Here is a 22,740-nt window from a genome sequence, read left to right on the forward strand (position 1 = left end):
TTTTGAATGGTTATTATTTTGCGTGAAATACGGATAAAAGATTAAAGGTAATTTGTTATATTCAAATTGTACAAAATGAAGATGAATTACTACAAGATTATCATAACATGTTTCTTTTGCTGAAAATAAGGAAGATTATTATAAAAAAGTAAAGAGAGATGTAGAAATAAATATTTTATAACTATGATATTAATTCAAGTAATTCTCCTGCTAAATACATTTTGGGGTGTAAGTGCACACTTTTATAAAGAAGGTTTTCTTATTTGAAAATTTGTTTTTTATTTTTAAATGAGAAGTTAATTAAAAGTACTGTTTAAAATTTCTGTCAGTTTAGTTATAACAATATGTTAAAAAGGTGATTACATGAGGCAAAAACAATTCGAGTGCGAAGAAATCGGGAATCTATACAAAGGAAAATTTTTTTTTGATTTTCATTGTACATCTGCTTCAACTGTTTTTTCAAATAATAACATTTTAACCCGAACAATGCCTATTGAAAAAATTAATATACCGGAAGATTTTATCGACATTATGGTAGAAGAAAAAAATTCTATTCTAACATTGAGTTTGAAAGAATTTATTTGTGAGACATGGGAACAATTACAAAAAGAGGATATTTTTTTAAACGTATATATTAACAATAAAAAGAGTTATATAGAAATTAGCTCTGACAATTTTCTCAAAGTTGATGATCGAAAATATAATATTGCTCGTATTATATTAACAGATAAGAAAAATAAAAAAAATACAGTTTTTAAACAAATTGAGCTTTCTAGTTTAACTGTCGATTTCTTTTCCAGCCTAATAGCAGAATTTAGAAAAGAGTTAATTTACTTACGTAATGAAACAAAAAGGATAACTTTACAAACAAATATACTACTTACAAAGGCTACTGGAGGATATTTTATTCATGAAACTGTAGGACATTTACTTGAAGAAGATTATTTCTACAATTATAAACTAGAAAATGTGTTTGAAAATGTAGAATTTCCACAATTTTTATCAGTAGAAGATACACCTTTACGTTATGAGAATGCACTTAACTTAAATCGTTATGATGATGCAGGTACAAAATTATCAACAATTAAGTTAATAGAGAATGGAAGTTTAAAAGAAATTATTGAAAGAAACAAAGGTGTTTATAGAAGAGAAAGTATATATTCTAAGTTATTACCAAGAATGAGGGCGACCTTCGTTCAGCCATTTAATCATGGAAATTCAATTAGTATAGGAAATAATAATCATTATGTCATTATAACTGATATTTATAACGGACAAGTAATACCATCAACACAACAATTTTTTTTACAAGGAAAAGGATACTTAATTCATGACGATGGAAAATCCTTATTTTCAAATAATATTTTAATTACAGGAAATTCTATAGAGACGTTAAGAAACGTAGTTTATATAGGAGATTCATCCAATTTTGAATGGAAACCAGTTTTATGTCATAAGATGGGACAAACAATTCCAGTAGTTGTTGGATCTCCTGATATCGAAATAGAAAAAATCAACATACAGGGTGATTTTGTTGAAACTAATAAATGAATTAAAATCAAAAAATAAATCTATTAGACAAATAAAAAAATCTGTCTCAAAGAAAATATATAATTTAGATAATAGTAGTTCGGAGACAATTAATTCCACTGTTAATAATTGTTATTCTATAGGAATAGATGAAAAAAATATGTATTATAGGAATCACTATCTAACTCCAAATTTTAATACGATTAGCATAGAAAAAAACAAGGATAGCTTAAATGGTGAAGGAATATACAATTTGATGCATTCACAATATTTAAAAAATAGATATGCAAATAAAGAAATAAATAAGTATAAGACCTCACAGTATGTGATAAAAGATGATATTCAAAAACTAATAGAATATTTTCAACCATCTTCCGTTAGGTATCATTTGGAAGAAGTTAGCATACAAAAAGAAGTCAAAACATACATAAATCAACATAATGCATTAGTTGCGGAACAGGAAATATTTACTATTGAACAAGCACTATATTTAGAAATTCAATCTAAGCCAGTTCTTATTAGTGATTTTAAAAATATAAATGACTTAGAAAATACGAAGAAGATTATTACAGCAATTGTACACAAAGACGTACTATCTAATTCAATATTAAAAACACATGATTATTTAAAAATTCATAAAAGAACACTAAACAAGTTAATAAATAATGCTTTGTTACCATTTCATGCTCATTTAATAATTAATCAAAAAAGTTATTTTGATTTTAAAGACAAAAATCGCGAATTATTAAAAAATCAATTAACAATTTCAATTAAAAATCTATATCTAGATGATGATGGCTATATGCCCAAATTTATTCCTATTTTTGAAAAAGGTAGACTTATTAATTTTATTAGTAACGAGTTTTATGCTGGTATAAATAATGATGAAAGTCTTGGATTTGCTAATTACTCTAATTTATCTTTACTAGAAAATCAATATAACATTGAATTATGTATTAAAGAAGATAAGTATTTAAATAAAAATATACATGAATACTTAGAAATATTGGATTTAAATCTTGTGGTCAACTATATGACTCTTGATTGTATGATAACAATGATTACAGAATTGGGAATAATTCATATAAACACGAATGTTCTAAATCTATTGAATTCTATACATTGTTGCAAAGGGGAAATGTTTTTATTAACTTTGAAGGAGATTATAGATGAAAAAAGCAATTAATTTTAATAAGGTCTCATTCTTTTATGATAAAAATAATAGCATATTTAATAATTTTTCAACCTCTGTTCCAAGTGATGGAATTATTACTGTATTAGGGCATAATGGTGCAGGAAAAACTACGTTCATTCGTTTATTATTGAATCTTCTTCAACCGAATCAGGGGTCTATAGATAAAAATAATATTACTTTTTCCTATCTTCCTTCTGAAAATCCTATCTATGCAGATTTAACTGTAGATCAAAATATAAATTTTTATAAAAAACTGTTCGGGATTAAGGAAGTTGGATCAACATTAAATACCTATTTTCAACAATTACAAATTAATTCTTTTAAAAGACAAAAAGTGAAAAATTTATCTACAGGACAAAAGCGAAGACTTGGTTTATTCATTACTCTTATGAAGGAAGCTGATTACATAGTTTTAGATGAGCCAACAATTGGAATAGACCCCGAAAGTCTAGAAATAATTATTAGAATTATAAAAGGCCTTACGGAAAATCAAAAGACAGTAATATTAGCAACACATGATTTATATTTTGTACAGGAAATTGCCGATTATATCATGATTTTGGATAATGGTAAATTGCTGTTTAATGGAAATAAAGACGAATTAGGATTTAATATTCGCGAAACGTATTTATCTATTATAAAAAGTAATATGGAAGAAGAGGGAACATGAAACGAAAAGTTCATCCTAAATGCTGAAATTTGTACTATGTAATAGGAAATTGTGATTTTTTAATGACTGAAGGAGGTCTTTCAATCATTTTGTAGATGGATACAATAGCAGATAGCTAGAATCTTTAAGTAGAAAAATTTAACGATAATGAATTGGGAACCCTGTCAAGATAATAATAATGTCATTGCATATGAAAGGAGGTGAAAAAGATGGAAGCACCAAAATTTTTAGAAGCAAACGTTGGAATCTGTGCTGTTCAACCTGAAATTGCCATACCTGTAATTGTAGAAGGGGTAGCCATAGCAGCAGTTTGCAGCTGGGTCGCAGTAGCAGCTGGTTAAAATTATTAAATAGTGAATAGAAGTTAATTGGAAAATTGAGCATTCTTGCCAGAAACCAAAAAAAGGTTGCATATACAAGGAGTTGAGAAAAATGGAAGCACCAAAATTTTTAGATGCAAACGTTGGAATTTGTGCTGTTCAACCTGAAATTGCCATACCTGTAATTACAGAAGGGCTAGCCTTAATAACACTTTGTGGCTGGGTTGCAGTAGCAGCTGGATAAAAAATTGGACTCTTAAGTAATCTGTTATTTAAGAGCCCTCAAATAGTTATTACCCTTAGGCTGTATTCCTACGTCTAAGGGTCCCCTTATAGTATATACATAAAGGAGCGATTTTGTGTACTATTATTTAAAAAATGGATCGAGAATTAAAAAATATAATAATAGTGAGTATTATTTTTGTTATAATGACAAAAATACTTTATTAATTCAAAGAGTTAATCAATCTGCTTATGATACTTTAACTCTTTGTAATGGAGAAAATTCTGAAGAAGATATATGTACTTATTTGGAGAACCTTCACGGAAAGGTTAATGAAATTGAGGTTATTGAATTTCTTAAACAATTAGTTTCATTGGAATTATTGGATTTTTCTGAAATTCCAAACAGGTGTAAAGGGGAGGTTTTCGATGGAAAAGAGTTTTACAGCCCATTTATTGCTACATTGGAATTAACGCGGAGATGTCCATTAAAATGTCAACATTGTTATATAAATGCTGGTGATGGTCCTTCAATGAGTAGGACAGAATTACATAGTATACTAGGAGAGTTAAAAAAGATAGGCGTAAATATTATTCAATTAACTGGTGGAGAGCCCTTATTCTATAAGCATATTCTTGAGTTGCTTGATTTACTAACACATGAATATGATTTTGGAGTTGAAATCACCACCAGTGGATCGTATTTTAATACTGCTATTATCGAAAAACTAAATTTATTAAATAAGAATAGAAAATTATCTATTCAAGTTAGTATTGATGGTTTAGAAGAAACCCACAATTCTATAAGGGGACGAACAAAAGCTTTTCAAAAGGCTCTTGAGTTTGTAACACAGGTAGTTGATAAAAATATCAAAACAACGGTTGCCTCTTGTTTAATTGAACAAAAAAAATCAGAAATAGAACTTTTATGTGATTTATTATTTAAGAAAGGCGTTAACAAATATAGATTAGGTCTTTTAAATGAACAAGGAAGAGCATCTAGTAACGACCTAGAAAGCAAATGGAATAGTGTAAGTTTAAATAAGCTAATAGAATCTTTGAATAGCAAGCATAATAATTTTGTTGTTCTTCAAGATGAGATAGATATATCAACTGAGTCTAAAAAAAATTGTGGAGCTGGCTATAAAATATTTAAGATTGATGCAATTGGCGATGTATATCCTTGTGCTCCACACTTATTAAAAATGGGTAATATATATGATCAAAGTTTAACTACTATATTAGGAACAATTGGTAGACAATTTGCTAAGTTATCTTCTCCTAATCAAAATTCATGTGAAAAATGCGAAAATAAACAGATTTGTGAAGGTTGTTCTGCGCGTACAATGGTACAGAAAAATAAAGTGCAAGAATGCTGGTGGTATAATGAAATTAAAAACTCAATTGTTTAATTTAATAGAGGCATATTATCAAAAAGAATATTATTTATATTTAGGGAAAATTAGAAGCGTAGCTTTTTTCTTAATGGCTAGTTCACTTATTACATGGTATTCCGCTTCACAAAAATCAGCGTTTTTACTAATGGAAGGATTTCTATTGTTAAGATTAACTATACTGCCTATAGTAATACCTTTCCTTCTATTATCAGAACATAGAAAAGCCGATCATACACTGATAGATTTTTTAAAAATAGATAAAATAAACATACTATATTTTGTTCCGTTTATTATTAGTTCCTTTGAGATAATGGTAGGGAGTATGTTTTTTTTACTTAATTTCATTGTATTGAGTTTTAAAGTACATTTAAGCGGATCGATGTTGTTAGTGGCTTGGATATTTATTCTAGTAAATATACTATTTGTTGTAACTTTAATGGAGTATATAAATACGTATAAAAAATTATGTGTGTATCCAATGATCTTAATAGTCCCAATACTTACTTTATTTTTAACACATATGAATATTACTGTTACAAATACGATTATGTTTTTTCTATTTTTAGCGGTGTACTTGTTATTTAGCTTTCGAATTCATAATTACGAGAGGGAAAGAAAATGAAAAAAATTAATGCTTCATCCACTTTAAACGCTTTTTTTTATAAAGATATACGGTTATTCTTTAATTTCAAGAAAATTATCTTATTTTTATTACTAATTTTATTTTTTATTGCGCTGTTATGGTGGAAATTACCTAAATATCTCCCATATAATCTAATGTTATCTGTTTTTGTTTCCTTAGCGGGAGTGATCTTTACATTTGGAGTGCTTGAGGAAATAAATCGGGAAGAACAAGTAAATTCAGATGTTTTTCAATTACTAGATGTCCCCTTTTCCATAATACGCATTCAGAAGCTTTTTCTGGCAAATGGGAGTTCTTTCTTCTTTTGTGTACTAACTTCTTTATTTATTTACTTCCTTTTTGTAGTGCCAAATCAAGGGAATTGGGATTGGTTTTATGCTATTTTCATTGGTTATCTCCCTTGCGGATTCATTATTTTCATTAGTTCTCTATTCAAAAATTTACGAATGAATTTTTCTAAACATTATAGTATCCTAATAGCAATAATTGCTGCTACTTATTTTATTTTAAAACATATTAATACACTAGAAATGAATATGAAAGTCATAATCATTATTACTGATTTATTATTATTACTTGTTTTTCCTTATATCATTCAATGGTTTAGACAAAAAGCGAGTTCAAAGATGATTAAAAAAAGTACTAGTACAAAAATAGTGCATTAGGAATGTAGATTAGTGTGACTGCCTTCTTTTTAGTTTCTCAATATTATTTGGATTAGTTATTTTTGATTGGAACGAATATACTCTTAGATATGTCTATAAAACAGCAGGAGATATGTAAGAAGGATTAATCTATATTATTTTCTAAAATTAATGGCTGTCCTTCAACGCTTAGACAGGCTCCCTTAGCCAACTCGTATTATTTAAGTATATTAAAAAAATCTCTATTTCTTTTAGGAGTTGAGAATTTTTTTAGTTGAAACTTTTTAAAGGATAAGACGTAAAATCTAATGGAAAAAGGAAAATTGTAGAATGAGGGGAGGTTTTTGAAAATTACCTGCAAGTTATTCTGCGTGTTACAAAAAAAGGAGTTCAAGTGCTATGAGTAGGCAGAAGAAGTAAAAGTAGGATTCAATATTTTCTAAAATAATCTGCTTGGGACGATTGATATTTTTAACAAAAATGGTATCATTTAACTTGGAAGAATTAAAGGAGGATTCGTAATGAAACGTACAGGAGAAATAGTTTTAGGAGTAATTGGTGTTATATTGTCAGCATTTTTTGTAATTCTTGGGGTTTTTAAATTGATTTTACAATATAATGAAAGTACGCAATCGAAAATAAGATCGAGTTTGCAAGATTCTGGAATTTCCGGTGCTGATTTAAATAGTTTTATGCATTCGATGACAAGTGGAGGGTGGTTAATTAGTATTGCAGCTCTTTTAGTATTCATCCTTGGTATTGTTGCAATAGCAAGTGTGAAAAAGAATAAGAACCCTAAAAAAGCAGGAATATTGTTTATCCTAAGTGCACTTATTATCGGTATTTCTACCCTTGGTGGAGGATTTTTACCAGCCATTTTGTATTTGATAGCAGGAATAATGAGTTTAGTAAGAAAACCGAAGGAATCATTTAATGCGAATAGTTCATTTTAATGATCAGGATTTTGATGTGTGAGCTATATCACATTTTGAAAACTTAAGTAATGTAAGCGATTCTTCATTAAAGAAGGTCGCTTCTTTTCATTTATTACTTTGAGAGGAGCACCTTTCATTTTAAATCCTATTAATTGATTGAATATTCTGTGAAAAATATTGTTTAGGCAGGCTTAATAAGCTATAATTCAATGGGGTTAAAAAAAGAGTGTGTCTATGAAATCGTCAAGCTATAACCATAATATGAAGCGAGGGATTTGTATGAATAAGTCAGGAGTACTGATTGCAGGATTATTAGTTTCATGGTTATTAATGTTTATTGTTGTTCAGTTTATTATCAATTCGAAAAAGCATGCTGCTGCAGAACATTATGTAATCAATCAAAGAAGACCACTTACTCATGATTTGGAGTATATTCTTCCGTATAAGCAGCCTTATATGGGCAATGCGTCCAATGTCATCATTTTATTTAATCATTTACCACTGAACGAAGTCGAAAAAGACTTTCAACTACTTTCTGATATATTCACAATAAAAGTAAACTACCATCTTCCGAGCACAGAAATTGGTACGAAACTTGTGAATCAGTCTATCATTTATAACTCCACTGCTACCTTTTTATTAATTGGAAACTTAGAGAAAATCGAATTAGGCTTTCTAGATAAATCTGTTATTGTCAACAGGGAAATGGTTAAAAAATTATATAAAGATTTTGATCGATTGCTTAAAAGCAAGAAAGTCTGGGAGCAGCAAGTTCGTAGTCTATTAATGGACGAATACTATATAGAGAATGGTTTAGGGTCTCTATCCTAATAAGGTTGCCTGTCTCCAGTGCTTTAAAAGCGCTGAGAGACAGGCAACCACCGCGAGAAAAACGAAACCACCGCGAGAAAAACGAAACCACCGCGAGAAAAACGAAACCACCGCGAGAAAAACGAAACCACCGCGAGAAAAACGAAACCACCGCGAGAAAAACGAAACCACCGCGAGAAAAACGATAGGTTTGCAGATTAGCATAAGGGCTATGGGAACAGGCACCCATAGCCCTTTCTACGTCTTAGGTCGTAGTTATAATTAAACCTCTGGTGCATTATACAAAATGTGGAAAGTTTAGTATAATAAAGCAGGCAATTATTAAAGTTTTAGGAGGATGCAATGAAATCAATTATTCGTTTTAGTATGAAAAACACGGTCGCTTTATGTTTAATTGTGGCGATGCTGATTGGAGGGGGTATTTATTCCGTACAGAAAATGAACGTTGAAAAATATCCTGGAGTGGATATTCCTTATTTAAGTGTGTTCATTTCCTATCCTGGGGCATCGCCGGAGCAGGCATCGAAAGATATTGCTGAGCCTGTTCAGAAGGAAGCGATGAATATTAATGGAGTGAAAAACGTATACTCCGAAGCTTCGGCATGGGGAGTTTGGATCACACTCGAATACGAAATGAGTGTAGATATGGATGACGGGGAGGATCTAGCAAGACAAGCCATCTCCAAAGTAAAGCTGCCAGAAACAGTAGGTCAGCCTGAATACATGCGCCAATCTCCTGACGGTGAAGCAGTTTATAAAGTGGGTATTTATGCCGATGGAGAACAGAAGGATGTTCAAAACTATGTAAAAACAGAAGTGGTTCCTGCTTTAGAAGGAATTGAAGGAGTAGCAGAGGTCAAGGCGGCAGGCATTGATGAAAACAAGCTGTATGTCGAGCTTTTACCGGAAAAGCTAACCCAATATGGATTGACGCTTGATGAAGTAAAGCAAACAATCATGGCCAATCATTTATCCATTCCAACAGGTGAAGTAGCAGTTAATGACGAAGTATTGCCTGTACGTGTGAGCAAGGAGCTTAACTCAGTCAAGGACATTCAAAATATCAACGTTCTTTTACCTAATCAAGCAACGGTGAAAGCGGGAGAATCAGCACCGTCTATTCCATCGATAAAATTAAAAGAAATTGCAAATGTCAGTAATGGGAATGGGGAGCAAAAAAGTTTTACAAGGATCAATTCCAACCCAGCTGTCATTATTGATTTAACGGTAGAATCGGGAGAAAATACAGTTGCGATTGTAAAAGAAGCAAATAAAACGTTAAAAGAAATGGATATCCCATCAAACTATAAACTGATTACTCTTTCCGATCAGTCGATATCCATTCAGGAATCGGTTTCATCGATGCTGCGTGAAGCGATATTAGGTGCTGTAATGGCTGTTATTGTTACGCTGCTATTCTTGCGCAACATTCGTTCAACCCTTATTGCGATTATTTCTATTCCACTTTCCATCCTTTCGTCGTTTTTATTGTTAAAAATGTTAGGGTACACCTTAAACATTATGACACTAGCAGGGATTGCAGTAGCGGTTGGTAGAGTCGTAGATGACTCCATCGTTGTCATTGAAAATGTATTCCGTCGAGTGAGTGCTTCCAAAAATCGTGATCAAAAGCTAGTTGAAGAGTCGACAAGAGAAGTGGCATCCGCCATCACGTCATCGACGATTACGACGGTTGCTGTCTTTTTGCCAATGGCATTCGTCCCTGGCATTGTAGGGAGATTCTTTGCACCGCTTGCATGGACAGTGGTTATTTCGTTATTGTTCTCCTTATTGACAGCAGTCACAATTGTTCCATTGCTATCTAGAATCTTTTTACTAAACATTAAACCGAAGGAACATAAAGAGAACGGGATTCAAAAAGCATATCGAAAGGCATTGGCATGGGCACTTTCTCATCGAGCAGTGACCTTAATAATCGCTGTACTTTTATTAGCTACAAGTATAGTGACGATTGCGCCAAGACTTGGAACGACCTTTTTGCCACAAGAAGAAACGCTTGAATACCGAACTTCTATTTCTATGGAGCAAGGAATTGGAGCAGAGAAGACAAATGAACTTGCTAGTCAAGTAGAAAGTATTTTAATGACTAGAAAAGAAGTGAAGCAAATTGCAACTTCAGTAGGGGAAGGTTCAGCATCTGTTTCTTTTGTTATGAAGGATTCGGTGAAAGATCCTAAAAAATTAGCTAAAGAGCTTCGAAATGAATTTAAGGACATAAATGGTGCAAAGGAAATCACGTTAACTAGCACTGGAGACATGACTGGTGGCGGTCAATCTTACTTAGAGATTATTGTAAATGGTCCAAATATAGAAGATATAAAAACTGGAAGCGAGCAAATGACTCAAGCGCTTAAAAAAATAAATGGATTAGCAGATATCAGCACAAACCTTGAAGGAGAAAAGCCTGAAATTAATATGGATTTAGACGAGAAAAAGCTGAGTGAACATGGCTTTATGCCAGGAATGGTTGCGCAAAGCCTTCGCACCCTTATTACGGGTGATACGGTAACAGAACTTGAGATGGATGGCGATAAAACAGATTTGCAATTAAAGCTTCAATTAGACGATGTTTCATCCATTAAAGCACTCGGAGAGCAAAAAATTAAGAACCCATTAGGTCAAGAGGTTGCTTTAAAAGACCTTGGCACGCTTAAAAAAGTAAAAAATAGAATTTCTATTAGCTACTTAAATGGCAAAGAATACGTAATGCTTCGAGCAGCCATTACAGATTCTAATACAGGAGAAGTAAGCAATAAAGCCAATGCAGCACTAGAAAAACTAGATTTGCCAAATGGAGTATCCTGGTATAAAGAAGGAGCTTCAGCTGCGATGGATGAAGGCTTTAAAAACATGACGATCGCTATTGCGGTTAGTATTTTACTAGTTTATATGGTTATGGTTATCTCTTTTGGAGAAGGAAAGGCACCATTTGTGATTCTTTTTGCAATTCCATTCTCTTTAATTGGAGCTTTGATTGGATTGTTTGTTGTAAAAGAACCAATTGGAATGCCGGCCATGATCGGCATCATGATGCTAAATGGAATTGTTGTAACCAATGCGATTGTGCTGCTAGATCGTGTAAAGCAAAACGAAAAGATTGGTTTAAGCATCCACGAAGCCTTGCTTGAAGCAGGTGCTGTCCGAATTCGCCCGATCCTTATGACAGCCATTGCAACAGTCGGAGCCTTGATTCCAATGGCTGTTTCAAGCCATGCAGGACTCGTATCCCGATCTTTAGCTGTTGTTGTAATCGGAGGGTTAACAACATCAACGATTCTAACGTTAATTATCATTCCAGTTCTATACAGCCTCTTTCATCCAAAAAGAAAGAACAAACGAAATAAAAAGAGTGAGCATGAAGTTGCATAAGTAAAAGGAAAAACCGAGCGTAATGGCTCGGTTTTTCTTGTGGAATTAGGTGCATGAGCACCATCAAAAGGTGGTTGTTTTTTGTCGGCAATTTTTCGACAAAATGGACAGTCACAATTAATACCTTCAGCATAGGATAAAGTACTATAGTGAAAGAAAGGAGATGATTCAAATTTCAAGCTGGGTGATATATGCCGTTTGGGCTGTGTTTGGATTTATGTTGCTGGATTTTCTTTTTGGCCTTTTTAAATCATTTGTGACTTGGAAACTTTCTCCGGAAATTATAACCAATTATTTAAAGGATATTTTATACTTTGTGATCCCGCTAATTACACTTACATCCTTATTCCCGATTGATCCTACAGGATGGATCCTGCTTATTTTTTACTATATTTGTTCTGTTGGTATAATATGGATGTATATAATACGATTAATTGATAAATGGAGGGCTTAAGGCTCTTTTTTTTTCTGGGCTTCATCATACGAGAGGCTTAGATAGTTAATCTTCTTTTTGACAGATACCCCTAAAGCTTTGTATCCATGTTTTTTCTGAAAAGTAAATGGATATTTAAAAAATATGTTGAAGAATATGTTGCTACATACTCAGCAAGATGTTTTTTGTTTTTCGACTTCAAAGTACTGTTTTGCTTCCTCGATAAAATAATGTACGATTGGAGAAACCCATCTGCTTTTATGGTAAAAAAGGAATGTAGCAACTTTGCCATGCTTTTCATGTAGACGTTTCGCTGCCAGCTTTCCTTCCTTTAATTCATTCTGAATCGTAATTTCAGGAACAAGCGCCATGCCTAATCCACATTGGACACACTGCTTTATGGCCTCGATGCTCCAGAATTCGTGAAAGGATGTTGGAGACATCTTTTCCTCTGCGATAAATTTATTCATTAATGAACGATATGGACAGTTTCCTTCTGAGTAGATAATGGAATTAGGCTGAAGATGGTTTGGCGAAAAAATAATACTCATATGCTCGTCGATCATTTTTTCCATTTCAAGGGTAGGAGGTTTTTTAAAATCTAAATTGAGCAGTAGGGCAATATCTAAATCGCCAATTTCCACTAAATGCTGGATTTCCTCACATGTTCCAACTCGAACCGATAAATGTACATCGGGATACTTGTCTTTATAAGACTGAAGGATAGTAGGCAAACGATAAACGGTTAGAGACTCTGAGGCACCAATTGTAATTTGCCCTTTTTTTGTAACAGAAGACTGGTGAAGCTCTTTTGCTCCTTTATGCAAGCGCAGCATTTCATTTGCATACGGAAGAAAAGACTTTCCTAGCTCTGTTAAGGCAACACTTTTGCCAAGTCGATCAAACAGTGGTCCTTCCAGTTCATGTTCTAATGCTTGGATATGGGCTGTGATTGTGGATTGCGCATAGCCGAGCTGAAGTGCTGCCTTCGCAAATCCGCCAGCCTCTACTATTGATTTAAACGTTTGTAAATGACGAATTTCCAACCTAATCCCTCCAATTATCGGAATATCCGATATCATCTATCATACATATCTATTTTACTGAATGATGACCTGTGAATACAATAAGGATAAAGAAAAAAATACGCGTGTTTTCTCGAGGATTAAAACATTATTATTTTGAAAAGGGGAAGGAATATGAATCAAAGAAAAATTGGTGCACTTACGTTAAGTGGTTTAATAATCGGACCTCTACTAGGGTCAGGCATTATTTTATTGCCGCCTATTATTTATGATACTTCTGGAGATTATGCGATTTTTGCATGGCTAATCATGTCAATTATTGGCGTGTTTTTCGCCTTTCTTTGCGGGGAGTTGACGCTGATGTTTCCGGGGGAGGCTGGCATCGGCAATGCGATTGCAGAGGCATTTGGACAGCGAATGAAAAATCTTTCGTCAATTTTTTTAATGTCCGCAGCATTTATGGGACCGATTGCTGTTATGATGACGGCTGCTGAATATTTGGATACTTGGTTATTTAAATCTGCGATTAAAACGGAGTGGATTGCCATTGCCCTTTTAGCCTTAAGTGGATTAACCTTGCTATTTCGATTGACTTTTCTTGGGAATCTTTCCCTTATTATTTCGTCTATTGCCGTTTTCATTTTAACAAGCGGGAGTGTGGTTTCCTTGCTGTTTTATCATCGCAGTGAATTCATGTTGCAGGAATTTCATGCACCTTCATTTGGACATAGCTTATTGCTGCTTTTTTGGATTATGGTTGGGTGGGAAATCGTTGGGAACTATTCGGCTGAAGTGAAAAATCCAAAAAGTACTATTCGCAAAGCGGTTTTTTTAAGTGCTTTTGTGGTTACGGCAGTCAATCTGCTCATTGCTACAGCTGTACAATGGACGGATTTTTCAAGCAACCAATTTTCGATTAAATTAACTGGCGTTTTGTACCCTCTGTTTGGAGGGGTATCCATTGGTTTATTGACGATTGTAGCGGTGGGGCTTTGCTTAACGACTTATTTGATGATTGCAGGGGGAGTATCAAGACTAATTGCGTCTCTTGCACAGTCGGTTCCTGCACTCCATATCCTAACAAGAAAATCCAAAAACGGAGCACCAATCGCTTCTATCCTACTGCTCATTATCATTCATATAACTGTTGCAACATTTGTACTTCTTCATATTGTTACAGTCGAAAATCTTGTGGCTTTAGCAAATGCATTTTTCATCTCAAATGCTTTAATTGGCATTCTTTCGGCAATCAAATTATTCAAGAGTCCGTTTATGAAAGGGGTCGCCGTTTCATTGAGCATTTTATTCGGACTATTGCTGTTTAGGTCATCTTTTGTAGCGCTAGTTATTATCGTTATTCTCACAATATTGTTTGCTTTCTATAAAAATGGTTCCAAATGGATGCGATTTCGGAAAGTAGGGTGAATGTGCTCATAAAAAAAATAGATCACATTTTTTCATATTGAGTATGAGTCATATAAAAAATTTGGATTTTTATATTCTGAACTCTCTTTAATGTTAAAGATAAACAAAATAGTTTAAACAACATTCGATTATCACTTATCACTTATAATAGGAGTAATGAATAAAGGTGTCTGTCTCCCAATGCTTTAAAGCATGGGGGGAGAGACACCTTTATTGGCAAAAAAATAGGATTAATTTTAAAAAATGATACTTGTATTTTATTCCAAAAAGTAGTAATGTTGATTTAACCGATAAAATAAATCGGAATTAAATTTGGATGGAGGAACGAAAATGGCTAATAAAGTAACTAATATCGCAACGAATTTAACACAATTGATTGGTAACACTCCATTGTTAGAACTAGTCAAATTTAATGAAGAAAATAAAGTGGGAGGGAAAATTCTTGCCAAACTAGAGTACTTCAACCCTGCTGGCAGTGTAAAAGATAGAATTGGTTTTGCTCTAATAAAAGATGCAGAGAGTAAAGGACTTATAAATAAGGACTCAGTGATTATTGAACCAACAAGTGGAAATACGGGTGTGGCTCTAGCTTTTGCAGCTGCAGCTTTGGGATACAAACCCATTATTACCCTTCCAGAGAGTTTTAGCATTGAGCGAAGAAAGCTGCTGATTGCATTAGGAGCAGAGCTCGTTCTTACACCAGCTGCAGACGGTATGCCTGGTGCAATCAAAAAAGCTGAAGAACTTGCTGCAAAGACACCAAATTCGTACATACCGCAGCAATTTAAAAATCCAGCCAATCCAGAAATTCATAAAAAAACAACAGCGGAAGAAATTTGGAAGGATACAGATGGAGAGGTAGACATTTTTGTAGGTGGAGTTGGTACTGGAGGTACTATTAGTGGAGTGGGGGAAGTTTTAAAAGAGAGAAAAAGATCTGTAAAAATAATAGCAGTCGAACCGTATAGCTCTCCTGTCCTTTCTGGAGGAACGAAGGCACCTCATAAAATTCAAGGGATTGGACCTGGCTTTGTTCCAGACAATTTCAATCAAGCTGTAGTGGACGAAATTTTTACAGTAAAAGATGAAGAAGCCTTTGAAACAGCTAGATTACTAGCAAGAAGTGAAGGTCTCGTTGTAGGTATTTCTTCTGGAGCAGCAGCATTTGCAGCAGTTCAAATTGCTAAGAGACCTGAGAATGCAGGCAAAAAGATTGTCGTATTACTTCCCGATACAGGAGAAAGATATTTATCTACAGCATTGTTTCCAGAAGAGTAGATAAGTGGAATTGAGTGGAGATTGTCTGTCTTGCTTTTAGAAGAAATAATATTGAAACATTGGTATAATTACAAAGGATTAGTTGATTTAATTATAACTAAATGATAGGGAGATAGAATTATAGCTGTAAAAAAAACTAAATATGTTTATTTCTACTTGATCAGGAATACATGGAAGAAAGCTCTTCTTAAGCTATAGAAATACGAATCGAATAGATTTTTATATTCGGATAGGTAATGTCTATAGCTTAATGAAGCAGCTTTTTTGTTGTTATGCGAAAATCAGTAGTGGATTGGAACAAACAGATGGGAGATTAGATAATCTAGTTTATTCACTCATTAACAATGGGAAGTAAAAGAATGCAAAGCGAGCAGGTATTCCACGCTCGCTTTGTATTCTTTACTGCTCCGCCAAAACATCGGCAAAGGCTTTTGCATATGGTGGAAGATCGGGTGGTCGGCGGCTTGAAATAATATGACCGTCGACAACAACTGGCTCATTATGCCAAACGGCTCCAGCATTTTCCATATCATCTCTAATTCCTGGTGTACTTGTTACATTGACTCCGTCTAGGATTTTCGCTGAAATCAGCACCCAGCCAGCATGACAAATTTGTCCGATAGGCTTTTTATGCTCATGCATATAACGGACCATATCTAAAACTTCAGGGTAGCGGCGTAATTTATCTGGTGCCCAGCCGCCAGGGACAAGAATGGCATCATAATCAGATGCTTGAATGTCCGAAAAAGCATAGTCGGACACAGCCGGCACTCCATATTTTCCGATATAGGTTTCGTTCGCTTTTTCTCCAACTAAATGAACCGCCGCCCCTTCTTCCTGAAGACGCAAAACCGGATACCAAAGTTCCAAATCCTCAAAATCAGGACTAACAAGCGCAATTACCTTTTTATTTTTTAAACGCATAAAAAACACCTCCAAGGTTAAGTATAGCATGTTCAGGTATGGACTTAAAAAGAATTAAAAATGGGTGGACATTCTGATATAGAGCAGCTAGTATTTCGGCATTTCTCGAATAGTTTTGGTTTTTAATTAGCCAATATTTGTTAAAATATTATTTGCCTTTTTCATATTAGCTTTACTAATACGTTTTTTAATCTTGATTGGTAATTTTTCGATAGTCGACAGGTGTATAATTTGTTTCTTTTTTTTAGCAATGTAAATACGAAGTTCGAAGTTAATAGAAAAAGATAGCGCTAACACTAAAGATTTTTATATAAAAACATTGTTTGTAAGCGGTTTCTCTGATATAGTAATAAAATAGAATTAATTTACTAAATTTTTAGTAAATAAGTAAAGTGAGGGGATCGGTGCTTTATATGACAAGGATTAAGGATATTGCAGAAATGGCAAATGTTTCAACTGCTACGGTATCTAGGATTTTAAATAATGATCCATTGCTTTCTGTTTCAAGTGAAACAAGGCAAAGAGTGCTGAATATTGTAAGTGAGTTGAATTATCAACCAGGCAGAAAAAAGAAAACGAAATCGATTAAATCAGAAAGGTATAGCATTGGGCTTGTCATAACAAATGATGAGGCAGTTGATCCGTATTTTATGTCAATAAGGCAAGGGATTGAGAAGGTTTGCCAAGATTATTCTTTTCATATTTCCTCTATATTTCATTTAAGGAAAACTCATTTATCTGTTGAGGATATGGCAGAATTAGATGGATTGATTGTTCTTGGTGATGTAAATATGAAGGAATTACAAGAAGTTTATAAAGGAAATAACCATATCGTGTATGTAGATTTCTTCCCAGAAGGAGAAAAATGCGATGTGGTGCTTTCAGACTTTGAAACAGCTACTAGTGAAATAGTAAATTATTTATTTAATGGGGGACATCGCCAAATTGCCTATATTGGCGGAAAAGGTTCCATTTGGAGTATCCATAATGGAAAAAGGATGGATAAAGAGGATGTGCGAAAAAAGACTTTTGAAAAAGTAATGAAAGAAAAGGGGATCTATAAAGAAGAAAATGTCCTCTTGGGAGAATTTGGTCCGTCGAGCGGATATGCCTTAATGGAAAAATTAATAAAAAAGGGTCCATTGCCAAGTGCAGTAGTTATTGCAAGCGACCCGATGGCAATTGGTGCAATGAAGGCGTTACAAGAAAATGGAATTAATGTTCCTGAGGATATTTCGATTTTCAGCTTTGATGATATTGACGCTGCTGCTTTTTTAAATCCAGCCTTGTCTACTGTAAAAGTTCATACAGAAGAAATGGGAAAATCAGCAGTAAAGCTGCTGTATGATCGAATCAAAACGGGAAGAGACATCCCATTAAAAGTTATTTTGCCAACAGAGCTTGTTATTCGAGACAGTACAAAGTCTAAGTTTTGAAAATAAGCCAGCTGAGACAGAAAACGAAAATAGTGTCATAAGAAGGAGCTGTTTGATAAATGGGAATTCACTTTGATTCTGCAAAAAGATTGTTTCATCTGCAAGGAAAAGACACAAGTTATGTCATGGAAATTGTTAGAGATGGATATTTGCTTCATCTTTATTGGGGGAGAAAGATAAATGAATACCACCATTCGAATAAAATTCAACTGTTGGACAGAGGGTTTTCTGGCAATCCATATAAGGAAGATCGGGCATATTCATTAGATACGCTACCACAAGAGTTTCCTCAATATGGAAACACTGATTTTCGCAAACCTGCTTATCAAGTACAATTAGAGGATGGCTCCACTATCTCGGATATACGGTATCATTCACACAAAATAAGAAAAGGCAAACCCTCGCTGGAAGGTCTGCCGGCTACTTATGTGGAGACGGATGAGGAAGCAGAAACGCTTGAAATTATCATGGAGGATCAAGTAACTGGCTTGCAGGTTGTCTTATGTTATACCGTATTCGAAAACTTTAATGTGATAACAAGATCGGTTAGATATGTCAATACTGGCTCTCAATCTATTAAACTATTAAGAGCATTAAGTTTAAATATTGATTTTCATGATGCAGAGTTTGACTTTCTTCACTTATATGGGGCGCATGTGAAAGAAAGACATATAGAAAGAACTCCACTTAGACATGGTATTCAGTTTGTCGATAGCTCTAGAGGCGCCAGCAGTCATCAGCACAACCCGTTTATGGCCTTACTTAGAAAAGATACAACGGAAACAAGTGGAGACGTTTATGCTTTTAACCTTATATACAGCGGAAATTTCCTTGCACAGGCAGAAGTGGATCAATTTCGACAAACAAGAGTAACAATGGGGATTAATCCTTTTGATTTTAGTTGGAAGCTAGATCCAAATGAAGCGTTTCAAGCGCCGGAAGCGGTAATGGTTTACTCATCTGAAGGGCTAGGAGAGATGTCAAGAACGTTTCATTCCTTATATAGCACACGGCTGACAAGAGGGAATTATCGAGATAAAGAGCGTCCAATTTTAGTTAATAACTGGGAAGCAACTTATTTTGACTTTAATGCACAAAAAATCTTGGATATTGCAAAAGTAGGAAAAGAACTTGGGATGGAATTAGTTGTACTGGATGATGGCTGGTTTGGAAAAAGAAATGATGATTTGTCTTCATTAGGGGATTGGATTGTCGATATAGAAAAACTTCCGGATGGTTTAGAAAGTCTTGCCCAACGTGTTAATGAGATGGATCTTCAATTTGGACTTTGGTTTGAGCCGGAAATGATTTCTGTTGATAGTGATTTATATAGGGCGCATCCAGACTGGTGTCTTCATGTGCAGAATCGGCCTCGTTCGGAAAGTCGCAATCAATTAATTCTCGATTTCTCTCGTGACGATGTTTGTGATGAGATGATTAAACGGGTAAGCGCTATTTTAGATGCGGCACCTATTTCTTATGTAAAATGGGATATGAACCGTCATATGACAGAAATTGGCTCTGCTGCCCTTCCTGCTGATAGACAAAGAGAAACTGCTCACCGGTATATGCTTGGTTTATATAAAGTGATGGATGCTATTACTTCAGCTTTCCCAGATGTGTTATTTGAAAGCTGTTCAGGTGGAGGAGGAAGATTTGATCCAGGAATTCTTTACTATATGCCGCAAACGTGGACGAGTGATAATACAGATGCTGTTTCCAGGCTTAAAATTCAGTATGGAACAAGCCTTGTCTACCCAATTATCACGATGGGCGCCCATGTATCAGCTGTTCCAAACCATCAAGTGCATCGAAGTACATCTCTGAAGATGCGCGGCGATGTAGCGATGTCTGGCAATTTAGGCTATGAACTGGATTTAACTCAGCTGACAAATGAGGAGAAAGAAACGGTTAAACAGCAAATCTCCACATATAAAGAAATAAGAAAGATTATTCAATTTGGAGATTTTTATCGTTTGCTTAGTCCATTTGAAGGAAATGATACGGCATGGCTGTTTGCTAATTCAGATAAATCAGAAGTGATTGCCTTCTATTTTACTATTCTAGCTGAACCAGCAGCACCTTTGAAATTTTTAAAATTACAAGGGGTGGATGTAACGAAGAAATATCAGCTTGCTGGAACAGATCAAGTTTATGGAGGAGATGAGCTTGCATATGTAGGTGTAAGTATCCCTGTTGAATTGCATGGCGACTTCAAAAGTCATGTTTGGCGATTTGTTGAGGTTTAAAAAGAAGATCATATGATTAGGCTATTTTCGTATAGGTTGTTGCTTTTAAACCCGCAGCCCGAATACACTCCGTCCGTTTAGCGAGCGTCGAGCCTCCTCGTCGCATACGCTCCTGTGGGGTCTCGTCTTTCTCGCATTCCCACAGGAGTCTACGTGTATTCCGTCTGCTGAGAACGTCTTCTCCCATTTTTTTTTGTGAAAAACAACAAACTTTGAGAAAATAGCCTATGATAAAAAAATGTCTCAAAAAAATTGAGGCATTTTTTTATGGAATGGTATATAAAATAAATAAAATTCATTTTATTTTAGTAAAAATTTCAGTAAAAAACTAGTTAAGTATAGACTAGTTTTTATAAAAAATAATAAAAATCAGAAAATTATGTATGTAAGCGTTGTATTTGATATACTTATTTTAGTAAAAAAAATACAAGTTAACTAGTTATCTTTTTGAAAGCGTTTTACCGATAGTTATTCTAATTGTTTAAGGAGAAGATCAAATTGAAAAAACTAAACAGAAATTATTGGATTTTCGGTGTATTCTTTATGATTTATTTCTTCATATGGGCAGCTTGTACCATGTTTTTATCCTTATGGTTAACAAAAGAAGCTGGTTTAACTTCTACTCAGACGGGTATTATCTTTTCGGCAATTTCGATTGCTGCAATTTGTTATCAACCGTTTTTTGGAATCATTTCCGATAAGCTGGGGTTAAAAAAGAATTTGCTTTGGGTTTTTATTTTCTTGCTTATCTTTATCGCACCATTTTTTGTCTATATATTTCCCGCATTGCTAAAAGCTAATATTGTAATAGGGGCTATAATTGGCGGCGCTTATCTTGGAGCAATTTTTAACGGTGGAGTTGGAGCAATCGAAGCGTATATTGAAAAAGTTAGTCATGCCAACTCTTTTGAATATGGACGTGTTCGAGTATTTGGTAATATTGGTGCTGCGACAAGTACATTTGTAACAGGGCATTTATTCAACTCAAATCCAAATTTAATCTTTTGGATTAGTACGGTGATGGCCATTATCTTGGCAGTAGTATTTGTTTTTGCTAGAATGGGAGATTCCCACATCGTTTCAGATAATAAGGAAGCACAGCCTGATTTGCCAAAAGGATCAACAAAAGCGCTTTTCAAAAATAAAAAATTCTGGTTTTTTATTATTTATATGCTTGGAGTTGGTTGTGTTTATGACGTTTATGATCAACAATTTGCTGTCTATTTCACCCATTTCTTTTCATCACCTGAAAAAGGAACAGCGGTTTTTGGAAATCTTGTAACATTACAAGTTTTTCTTGAAGGGATTATCATGATATTAGCTCCTTTTATTATCAAAAAAATTGGTGCGAAAAATGCTTTATTGTACGCAGGATTTATTATGTCCTTTCGAATTATAGGCTCTGGTCTTGCTGAAGGACCAATTGCAATCAGTTTACTGAAACTAATGCATGCTTTAGAGGTTCCGATTCTATTAGTGGCAGTATTTAAATATATTTCTGCACATTTTGATATGCGTTTATCAGCAACCATCTATTTAATTGGTTTCCAGTTCACTAAACAAATTGGTGCCATCTTTTTATCAACGATTGCCGGAAATATGTATGATACGGTAGGCTTCCAAAGCGCTTATCTTTTACTAGGATCCATTGCTTTTGTATTTACCGTTTTCTCCATCTTCACCTTATCAGGAAATAAACTATCTTTAGTGGAAAATGTAAGCGCTAAAAAAATGGGGAAAAGGATTGAGATATAAAAAATGGCTCTTTGCAATAGATAGTTGTTATTTACCCCTCAGCCGGCATACACTTCGCTTTTCGCGGACGAGTGCCGAGCCTCCTCGTCGCTAGCGCTCCTGCACAAGTCTCGTCTTTCTCGCTTTTCTAAGCAGGAGTCTACGAGTATTCAGGCTGCTCAGTGTTTCAACCATGTTTATTGTTTTATGCAAAAACAACAAACATTTAGAAAACAGCCTAAAAAAATAAAAAAGGGACCAAATCTATGATTTTTAACGGATATGGTCCTTTTTTATTTTTGCTACCCTGAAAAGTGTGATGTTCTTGTGAGTAGTCCGCAGCCGGCATACACTTCGCTTTCCATGGGGCGGGCGTCGAGCCTCCTCGTCGCTAGCGCTCCTGCGGGGTCTCGGCTGTCCCGCTAATCCCATAGGAGTCTTCGTGTATGCCGGCTGCTC

18 protein-coding genes are annotated in these 22,740 nt (G+C 34.4%); 16 read left to right on the forward strand and 2 right to left on the reverse strand.

Going from position 1 to position 22,740, the window contains the following annotated elements:
• Positions 1 to 363: 363 nt before the first annotated feature.
• The 11 genes from ACTYA4_RS18685 to ACTYA4_RS18735 all read left to right on the forward strand — a co-directional run bounded on the left by ACTYA4_RS18685 (position 364) and on the right by ACTYA4_RS18735 (position 11,777).
• Positions 364 to 1,551, forward strand: coding sequence for a metallopeptidase TldD-related protein (locus tag ACTYA4_RS18685; RefSeq protein ID WP_445505835.1), 1,188 nt, complete (start codon positions 364 to 366; stop codon positions 1,549 to 1,551).
• Entirely contained in the window at positions 1,535 to 2,716 is a 1,182-nt protein-coding gene (locus ACTYA4_RS18690) for a hypothetical protein (RefSeq protein ID WP_445505836.1), read from the forward strand. Before ACTYA4_RS18685 ends, ACTYA4_RS18690 begins: the two co-directional genes overlap by 17 nt.
• On the forward strand, positions 2,700 to 3,395 hold the full coding sequence (locus ACTYA4_RS18695) for an ATP-binding cassette domain-containing protein (protein WP_443481189.1): 696 nt from the start codon (positions 2,700 to 2,702) through the stop codon (positions 3,393 to 3,395). Before ACTYA4_RS18690 ends, ACTYA4_RS18695 begins: the two co-directional genes overlap by 17 nt.
• Positions 3,396 to 3,604: 209 nt before the next feature.
• Positions 3,605 to 3,736, forward strand: a complete 132-nt coding sequence (locus ACTYA4_RS18700) for a hypothetical protein (protein WP_443481188.1) — start codon at positions 3,605 to 3,607, stop codon at positions 3,734 to 3,736.
• 91 nt (positions 3,737 to 3,827) lie between these two features.
• Complete coding sequence (locus ACTYA4_RS18705) at positions 3,828 to 3,959, forward strand: hypothetical protein (RefSeq protein ID WP_443481187.1); 132 nt, start codon at positions 3,828 to 3,830, stop codon at positions 3,957 to 3,959.
• Between the two features lie 115 nt (positions 3,960 to 4,074).
• Positions 4,075 to 5,349 (forward strand): radical SAM protein, encoded by a 1,275-nt coding sequence (locus ACTYA4_RS18710; RefSeq protein WP_445505837.1) that lies wholly within the window; start codon positions 4,075 to 4,077, stop codon positions 5,347 to 5,349.
• Positions 5,324 to 5,956, forward strand: coding sequence for a hypothetical protein (locus tag ACTYA4_RS18715; RefSeq protein WP_443481185.1), 633 nt, complete (start codon positions 5,324 to 5,326; stop codon positions 5,954 to 5,956). Before ACTYA4_RS18710 ends, ACTYA4_RS18715 begins: the two co-directional genes overlap by 26 nt.
• A complete protein-coding gene (locus ACTYA4_RS18720; protein ID WP_443481184.1) occupies positions 5,953 to 6,642 on the forward strand; it encodes a hypothetical protein in 690 nt (229 codons plus the stop codon). Before ACTYA4_RS18715 ends, ACTYA4_RS18720 begins: the two co-directional genes overlap by 4 nt.
• Positions 6,643 to 7,142: 500 nt before the next feature.
• Positions 7,143 to 7,574, forward strand: coding sequence for a DUF4064 domain-containing protein (locus tag ACTYA4_RS18725; RefSeq protein WP_443481183.1), 432 nt, complete (start codon positions 7,143 to 7,145; stop codon positions 7,572 to 7,574).
• 261 nt (positions 7,575 to 7,835) lie between these two features.
• Positions 7,836 to 8,387: a DUF4825 domain-containing protein gene (locus ACTYA4_RS18730; RefSeq protein WP_443481182.1), complete on the forward strand. Its 552-nt coding sequence runs from the start codon at positions 7,836 to 7,838 to the stop codon at positions 8,385 to 8,387.
• A 342-nt stretch (positions 8,388 to 8,729) separates the two neighbouring features.
• Positions 8,730 to 11,777, forward strand: coding sequence for an efflux RND transporter permease subunit (locus ACTYA4_RS18735; RefSeq protein ID WP_443481181.1), 3,048 nt, complete (start codon positions 8,730 to 8,732; stop codon positions 11,775 to 11,777).
• A gap of 603 nt (positions 11,778 to 12,380) precedes the next feature.
• Here the strand turns inward: ACTYA4_RS18735 and ACTYA4_RS18740 are convergent.
• Positions 12,381 to 13,256 carry a LysR family transcriptional regulator gene (locus ACTYA4_RS18740; RefSeq protein WP_443481179.1) on the reverse strand — a complete coding sequence of 292 codons (876 nt, stop codon included), beginning with the start codon at positions 13,254 to 13,256 and terminating at the stop codon, positions 12,381 to 12,383.
• Between the two features lie 153 nt (positions 13,257 to 13,409).
• On the opposite strand from ACTYA4_RS18740, the gene ACTYA4_RS18745 reads away from it, so the two are divergent.
• On the forward strand, positions 13,410 to 14,660 hold the full coding sequence (locus tag ACTYA4_RS18745) for an APC family permease (protein WP_443481178.1): 1,251 nt from the start codon (positions 13,410 to 13,412) through the stop codon (positions 14,658 to 14,660).
• Positions 14,661 to 14,990: 330 nt separating this feature from the next.
• Entirely contained in the window at positions 14,991 to 15,938 is a 948-nt protein-coding gene (gene cysK, locus ACTYA4_RS18750) for a cysteine synthase A (RefSeq protein ID WP_445505838.1), read from the forward strand.
• 399 nt (positions 15,939 to 16,337) lie between these two features.
• Here cysK and ACTYA4_RS18755 read toward each other — a convergent pair whose 3' ends face one another.
• On the reverse strand, positions 16,338 to 16,862 hold the full coding sequence (locus tag ACTYA4_RS18755) for a type 1 glutamine amidotransferase domain-containing protein (protein ID WP_445505839.1): 525 nt from the start codon (positions 16,860 to 16,862) through the stop codon (positions 16,338 to 16,340).
• A gap of 413 nt (positions 16,863 to 17,275) precedes the next feature.
• Between ACTYA4_RS18755 and ACTYA4_RS18760 the strand changes: the two genes are divergently transcribed.
• The 3 genes from ACTYA4_RS18760 to ACTYA4_RS18770 all read left to right on the forward strand — a co-directional run bounded on the left by ACTYA4_RS18760 (position 17,276) and on the right by ACTYA4_RS18770 (position 22,302).
• Positions 17,276 to 18,298: a LacI family DNA-binding transcriptional regulator gene (locus tag ACTYA4_RS18760; protein ID WP_443481175.1), complete on the forward strand. Its 1,023-nt coding sequence runs from the start codon at positions 17,276 to 17,278 to the stop codon at positions 18,296 to 18,298.
• Between the two features lie 59 nt (positions 18,299 to 18,357).
• Positions 18,358 to 20,547 (forward strand): alpha-galactosidase, encoded by a 2,190-nt coding sequence (locus ACTYA4_RS18765; RefSeq protein ID WP_443481174.1) that lies wholly within the window; start codon positions 18,358 to 18,360, stop codon positions 20,545 to 20,547.
• A gap of 498 nt (positions 20,548 to 21,045) precedes the next feature.
• On the forward strand, positions 21,046 to 22,302 hold the full coding sequence (locus ACTYA4_RS18770; protein ID WP_445505840.1) for an MFS transporter: 1,257 nt from the start codon (positions 21,046 to 21,048) through the stop codon (positions 22,300 to 22,302).
• Positions 22,303 to 22,740: the final 438 nt, after the last annotated feature.

The organism is Niallia yueguangensis (assembly GCF_052663115.1).

What these genes read in the sequence shown, in the direction of transcription:
- ACTYA4_RS18685 (WP_445505835.1), top strand. Translation starts at nt 364, where the DNA reads ATGAGGCAAAAACAATTCGAGTGCGAAGAAATCGGGAATCTATACAAA.
- ACTYA4_RS18695 (WP_443481189.1), top strand. Translation starts at nt 2,700, where the DNA reads ATGAAAAAAGCAATTAATTTTAATAAGGTCTCATTCTTTTATGATAAA.
- ACTYA4_RS18700 (WP_443481188.1), top strand. Translation starts at nt 3,605, where the DNA reads ATGGAAGCACCAAAATTTTTAGAAGCAAACGTTGGAATCTGTGCTGTT.
- ACTYA4_RS18705 (WP_443481187.1), top strand. Translation starts at nt 3,828, where the DNA reads ATGGAAGCACCAAAATTTTTAGATGCAAACGTTGGAATTTGTGCTGTT.
- ACTYA4_RS18715 (WP_443481185.1), top strand. Translation starts at nt 5,324, where the DNA reads ATGAAATTAAAAACTCAATTGTTTAATTTAATAGAGGCATATTATCAA.
- ACTYA4_RS18720 (WP_443481184.1), top strand. Translation starts at nt 5,953, where the DNA reads ATGAAAAAAATTAATGCTTCATCCACTTTAAACGCTTTTTTTTATAAA.
- ACTYA4_RS18725 (WP_443481183.1), top strand. Translation starts at nt 7,143, where the DNA reads ATGAAACGTACAGGAGAAATAGTTTTAGGAGTAATTGGTGTTATATTG.
- ACTYA4_RS18730 (WP_443481182.1), top strand. Translation starts at nt 7,836, where the DNA reads ATGAATAAGTCAGGAGTACTGATTGCAGGATTATTAGTTTCATGGTTA.
- ACTYA4_RS18735 (WP_443481181.1), top strand. Translation starts at nt 8,730, where the DNA reads ATGAAATCAATTATTCGTTTTAGTATGAAAAACACGGTCGCTTTATGT.
- ACTYA4_RS18745 (WP_443481178.1), top strand. Translation starts at nt 13,410, where the DNA reads ATGAATCAAAGAAAAATTGGTGCACTTACGTTAAGTGGTTTAATAATC.
- cysK (WP_445505838.1), top strand. Translation starts at nt 14,991, where the DNA reads ATGGCTAATAAAGTAACTAATATCGCAACGAATTTAACACAATTGATT.
- ACTYA4_RS18755 (WP_445505839.1), bottom strand. Translation starts at nt 16,862, where the DNA reads ATGCGTTTAAAAAATAAAAAGGTAATTGCGCTTGTTAGTCCTGATTTT.
- ACTYA4_RS18760 (WP_443481175.1), top strand. Translation starts at nt 17,276, where the DNA reads ATGACAAGGATTAAGGATATTGCAGAAATGGCAAATGTTTCAACTGCT.
- ACTYA4_RS18765 (WP_443481174.1), top strand. Translation starts at nt 18,358, where the DNA reads ATGGGAATTCACTTTGATTCTGCAAAAAGATTGTTTCATCTGCAAGGA.